The following is a 4,911-nucleotide window of genomic DNA, read 5'->3' as shown; positions in this document are numbered from 1 at the left end:
GTCCCGAGCCGGCCTTGTGGCAGCACGCAGCGCATCAATGTGGCTACATTCAATCTCGCCATGCGACCGGCCACGTCCTCGCCACAGCGTAGCGGAGCGTTGCTCCAACCGCCGCGCCTGCCGATTCTGACGCTCGACGAGCAAAGGCTGACTCCTTCGATGGGTTTCGTGTTCAATAAGCGTTGGCTGGATCCCTGCGAATCGCTCGTGTCGATTTTGTGGAAGTTCGAAAAGGTAAATGCATTGCCAGGTCACGTTATGGCGCGAGCAATGGGTCCCGACATCGATCCGTACGAGGGCGTAGTACCGCAGCTCGGGGACGTTAGCGTTGCGCGGCTACACAGCGTCCTCGGCATTCCCTATGCGTCGCTCGAGATCGGGCTGCTACACCCGAGTCAGCGGCGCCAGTACAGCCCGCTGTTTCGTCACTGCCGCAGCTGCATAGCGCGCGGCTACCATAGCGTGGTGCACCAGATGCTGAAATTCAACACCTGTCCGGCGCATTATCGGCGGTTGGAAACTGCGTGCCGTCGCTGCGGCTATGAGGCCCCCTACGTCGTGAATGTTCGCCTGCTCGAGTCGCCGTATCGATGCGCGTTCTGTGGTGGCAGTTATGGAGGTGGCGGTTGGTCGCCAGACAAGGCTCGCCCGATGAAGTCTGCGTACCGCAAGGCGTTGACGCGACGCTACTACGAACGTCACCTGGGATAGGGCGCAGATCCGGAAGTTGCACGGAAGTGACGCATCGCCAGACTGATGCGTGCGTGATGTATTTGTTATAACATTGTATTGACTCGCTATGGTGCGAGGTCTAACATTGTTATAACGGTGTGGTCATGAGAGTTTCGATTCGCAGAATGGGCAATTCGCAGGGTGTGCTGATCCCGAAGCCGCTCTTGGCTCAATTGGGGTTTGAGGACGAAGTGGAGATGGAAGTGGAAGACGGCACGCTGGTTTTGCGGCGCCCGCAAAATGCCCCTCGCGAAGGCTGGGGGGAAGCCAGCAAGGCGCTGGCCGACGCGGGTGAGGATTGCCCGGTCATGGGTGAACTCGCCAACGCGAACGACGCGGAGATCGAATGGTAACGCGTGGCGAAATATGGCTCGTGGCCCTTGATCCGAGGCTGAGCAACGAGGTCCAGAAAGCGCGTCCATGCATTATCGTCTCGCCCCCGGAGCTAAACGACCACCTCCGCACGGTGATCGTGGCACCGATGACGTCGAAGGGCCGACCGACACCCTTCCGCATACCCGTGACGTTCAAGCGCAAGCACGGTTTGATTATGTTAGATCAGGTCCGAACGGTGGACAAAGTCCGGCTCGTCAAAAAGGAAGGGATTGTTGCCGAACAAACCCTGCTGGCTACGCTGCGCACCCTACAAGAAGTGTTTGCTGAATGAGGGAAAACGATGTTTGAAACCATCCGTCGAGAAATGCAGGAGCTGGTGATGTTGGTTCGTCGCACGACCGAGTGGGATATGTCGATTGCGCACGGCGTTGTGAAACTCAAAGAGGTATCGCCAGAAGCACTGGCTGCCCATCAGGCTCAAACGGCACGCGTCGCGGCACTACAAGAGAAATACGGGATCTGACGGGAAAATTGATGAGTGATCCCATCGAAAACCACTTCAAGCTGCGTCGTCCGTGCGAGAACTGCCCGTTTCGCAAGAAAGGAGCGATCCCGCTCGCGCCCGGTCGCCTCGAGGGGATCATCAAACATTTGGTGCGAGACGATCACAGTACGTTCCAATGTCACAAGACCGTGTACAAGGCACACACGGGTGGCGAGTGGGATGACAACGGCAAGTACCTGGTGAGCGGTCAAGAAAGTATGTGCGCGGGTGCGATGATCTACCTTGAAAAGATTGGCCGTCCGACCGTTGGCATGCGCCTCGGCCGCGTATTTGGCCAGTACGACTCGGAGCGCCTGTTGCCGGCCTTCGACGATATCATCGACCCAAGAACGGACGACGAAAGGATATGACGATGACGGAAGACGAAAAGCAGATCATTGAGCGGCAGGTGCGCGAATGGACCACCGAGCTGAAGCGGTTGGCGGGCCAAATTGCCGCCGCGAAAGGACAGCCGTGTGCGATCGTGATGATCACGCCGATTGACGAGGGCTACGAGGACGCCGTGCCTGAACTGATCGCCGAGGACGCCATGCGTGTCTTGAATCACGGCTGGCCGGAAGGTTTCGAGGTTGAGATTCTCAACCAATCCGAATGATCGATCGAGGGAATCAAGATGAGCGAGATCATTACCGAAGCCGAGCGAGCGGCCATCCGCGCCGTGGCGTTGGGGGAGAAGGAACAGCTGGACGCGGCTCGCGCGGCGTTCAATCGTGCAGCGCCGAAACACGGCGTCGACGCTTGCGTTGAACTTCAGTTCATGTCCGAAGTTCTCGCGTCGATTCCGGACCTGTTGCTGCGCTCAAAGTATCGCGCAGCGGTATTGGGGCGGTCCGGTTAAGCGGATACGCGACCATGCGCCACCGGTCGTGGATGTCCGAACGTACTGCTTGTAACGTGGTTTGGATCGATGGCTTCCATCCCTAGAACAGAAACTCACGATGTCGTCGAGGATGCAATTGGACTATCGGATAGACACCCCGGAGACGCGTGAGAAGGTCATGTGGTTTCTGAACGAAATCGGTATTCCGGCCCGGTACGAGGTGGGCGCCACCGGCTTCTCGGAAGGATGTCGCATTGATCACGGTACGCTGACTGTCGATCCTGCATGTCGCGTTTCCACCGTACTGCACGAAGGCGCGCACTTGGCGATTACTCCGCAGTGCTTTCGTTCGTTGATGAACGGCAACCTCTATGCAGGACAACGGGAAATGCTGCGAATCATGAGCGAGACAGACTTGCATCCCGACGAGCCGCTCTATCGCGCCGTCATCCAATGCTCGGACCCTGAGGCTACGGCGTGGGCTTGGGCGGCAGGGGTCGAGCTTGGGTTGCCGGGTGACGAAATCATCCGTGACGACGAGTATGGCGGAGACGGCGAGGAGATCAGATTGGCGTTGCAAATGCGCTCGTATATTGGTGTTCACGGGCTCGCGCACGCCGGATTCTGTGAGATTCGTGAGCGCAACGGTGTGGCCGCTTGGCCGCACATGAAATTTTGGACGCAAGAAGTCGGGATGCCTGAAACGTCATCCTGACGTGGCGGAGAAAATGCCATGTACCGGCTGCAGGTTGTTGAAGACATTGCTCGAGAATGCGAGACACGTTCGAGCGCGTGCTGACGGTCAGCGATATCGACGGCACGCCGGGAACGTGCCTCCAAGCCTCGATTCTGCTTCAACAGTCGCTCGAGAGGTTCGCAGCTTGCGAGGCGGTAGTACGCGGGGGAGATGGTGGAGCTCGCGACTCGATGGGTGCTTGGCACGGCACTATTGGATAGAAGGTGTGTGCGAGGACGGATACTCTTTCGCGGCTGACATCACCGCGGACCAGTTCGGGTGGCCGCCAGTCATCGTGCTACCGTTGGATGCGGCACGCGAGCGCTATCAACCCAGCGATGATGCGACCTGTTGGTTTGCCGTCAGCAACGAGCTCGGACGAATGTTGGATACCGTGATGATCGAGAAATGAGAGTGGAAAGCAGGAAAGTAGATCAGGCTCGCCAAGCCCGAGCCCGAACGAAGAGTGCCGCTGGTATTCAGTCGCTCGGCTCCATTCTTGGAACAGCGCATCTGCCGGACGAAATTGTTCGGCATTCTGCCGAACTCGCCGAGGAGTTTTTCTCGGCGGCCGAGGCGAATGAATTTTGCGGTGATCCGGTCGAGACCTACGTGATTCCGCGCTGGGCCAGTCGAGGCAGCGCCACATGGCTACCGAATCTCACCGATCTGGGATATCACCGTGCCGAAGGCGGGTACCGGGGACGCGAGGAACTTCTGGTCGTCACCGCTGGCGTCGATATGCATACCGACGACGAGGGGCTGGTTTTGCTGGTCGTGCTCCACAACGACGGGCTGACGTTCCGACAGGGAAAGGTCCAGCACAAGCCAAGAGCAGGAGACTGGTTCATCTTCGATGACCGTCTGCCGCACGGCGTCGACGACGGGCCAGGCCGGGCAACGTTCATTGGAAGGAGCATCCCGATCGTTCCGGCCTGACACTCGATAACAGGAGAGAAACGATATGTACTTCGGCGCGACAACGATTCGATGCCCGCTTTGCGGCCGCCCCGCGTTATGCAGCGCGAGCAAGGGTATGTGGTGCGGGCACTGTAAGAACGGCACGGTGCGATAGGGAAGAGGAATAATGAACGGCAGTAAGCGTACAGTGGGGCGGGCAGGTCGACCGGGGTTGGCGAAACACCTGTTGATGCCGTTGCCAACTGAGAAGATCCAAGCGCTGTCACTCGAAAATCATCTGGCGTTGGCAACCATGCGTGGCGGCCGCGGTGACCTCGATCAACTCAGTTGCTTGATCCGCGTCGTCTATCTCGCGTTCTACCTGCGGGAAGCGACCGCGGCCAGCGCCGAGGTCGAGCCTTACCGCCGCGCCGAAGCGGCGCTCAATGCGTGCATCACGCGAGTCGAGCTCGGCGAACGATGCCTACTGCTCGACCACGAACTGGCAACCGTCGAACGCATTCTGGTTGTCCACGACGAGCAGCTTGCCGCAATTCCGTGGCATCGCTACCTGGACGCTTGGCAACGGCTGCAACATTACATCGTGGCCGGCAAGCGCTCGCCGATTGCAACCGTAGTGGGCCCCTGACCGCAACGATCAAAGGGCGGGTACCAACAATTTGATAGAAGTGGCGGGATAACCCCCTTATCACGACGGCACGATCGCCTGCTCAAACTCCGGTTTCGCACAACGCGTGACAGGGGCTGTCAGCGCTGCAACGGCGCTGCGCGGGAGTTGACACTGGTCATCGCAACACCGAG

Annotated in this window: 10 protein-coding genes; all 10 read left to right on the top strand. The window is 58.9% G+C overall.

The genetic code is table 11. The annotated features are described in order from the left end of the window. Positions 1 to 159: 159 nt before the first annotated feature. The 10 genes from G3O00_RS39925 (at position 160) to G3O00_RS39880 (ending at position 4,738) form a co-directional block, all read left to right on the top strand. Positions 160 to 711 carry a hypothetical protein gene (locus G3O00_RS39925; RefSeq protein WP_206146283.1) on the top strand — a complete coding sequence of 184 codons (552 nt, stop codon included), beginning with the start codon at positions 160 to 162 and terminating at the stop codon, positions 709 to 711. Between the two features lie 125 nt (positions 712 to 836). After that, complete coding sequence (locus G3O00_RS39920) at positions 837 to 1,085, top strand: AbrB/MazE/SpoVT family DNA-binding domain-containing protein (RefSeq protein ID WP_175035596.1); 249 nt, start codon at positions 837 to 839, stop codon at positions 1,083 to 1,085. Further along, positions 1,079 to 1,399 (top strand): type II toxin-antitoxin system PemK/MazF family toxin, encoded by a 321-nt coding sequence (locus G3O00_RS39915; RefSeq protein ID WP_206146281.1) that lies wholly within the window; start codon positions 1,079 to 1,081, stop codon positions 1,397 to 1,399. Before G3O00_RS39920 ends, G3O00_RS39915 begins: the two co-directional genes overlap by 7 nt. Positions 1,400 to 1,408: 9 nt before the next feature. Further along, positions 1,409 to 1,591, top strand: coding sequence for a hypothetical protein (locus G3O00_RS39910; RefSeq protein ID WP_206146280.1), 183 nt, complete (start codon positions 1,409 to 1,411; stop codon positions 1,589 to 1,591). Positions 1,592 to 1,602: 11 nt separating this feature from the next. Continuing rightward, the gene (locus tag G3O00_RS39905) at positions 1,603 to 1,983 is read left to right on the top strand and encodes a hypothetical protein (protein ID WP_206146279.1); all 381 of its coding nucleotides are present in this window, start codon (positions 1,603 to 1,605) and stop codon (positions 1,981 to 1,983) included. A gap of 2 nt (positions 1,984 to 1,985) precedes the next feature. Next, positions 1,986 to 2,228, top strand: coding sequence for a hypothetical protein (locus G3O00_RS39900; protein WP_206146278.1), 243 nt, complete (start codon positions 1,986 to 1,988; stop codon positions 2,226 to 2,228). A gap of 18 nt (positions 2,229 to 2,246) precedes the next feature. Next, positions 2,247 to 2,471 carry a hypothetical protein gene (locus G3O00_RS39895; protein WP_206146277.1) on the top strand — a complete coding sequence of 75 codons (225 nt, stop codon included), beginning with the start codon at positions 2,247 to 2,249 and terminating at the stop codon, positions 2,469 to 2,471. A 160-nt stretch (positions 2,472 to 2,631) separates the two neighbouring features. Beyond that, entirely contained in the window at positions 2,632 to 3,168 is a 537-nt protein-coding gene (locus G3O00_RS39890) for a hypothetical protein (protein WP_206146276.1), read from the top strand. Positions 3,169 to 3,603: 435 nt separating this feature from the next. Continuing rightward, positions 3,604 to 4,128 carry a hypothetical protein gene (locus tag G3O00_RS39885; protein ID WP_346779024.1) on the top strand — a complete coding sequence of 175 codons (525 nt, stop codon included), beginning with the start codon at positions 3,604 to 3,606 and terminating at the stop codon, positions 4,126 to 4,128. 148 nt (positions 4,129 to 4,276) lie between these two features. Next, positions 4,277 to 4,738 (top strand): hypothetical protein, encoded by a 462-nt coding sequence (locus G3O00_RS39880; RefSeq protein ID WP_206146275.1) that lies wholly within the window; start codon positions 4,277 to 4,279, stop codon positions 4,736 to 4,738. Positions 4,739 to 4,911: the final 173 nt, after the last annotated feature.

It is taken from the genome of Burkholderia sp. Ac-20384 (assembly GCF_017104605.1).
Taxonomy (GTDB): Bacteria; Pseudomonadota; Gammaproteobacteria; order Burkholderiales; family Burkholderiaceae; genus Burkholderia; species Burkholderia lata.
Note: the sequence above shows the minus strand (reverse complement) of the source record. Positions and strands in the feature narration are given on the sequence as shown.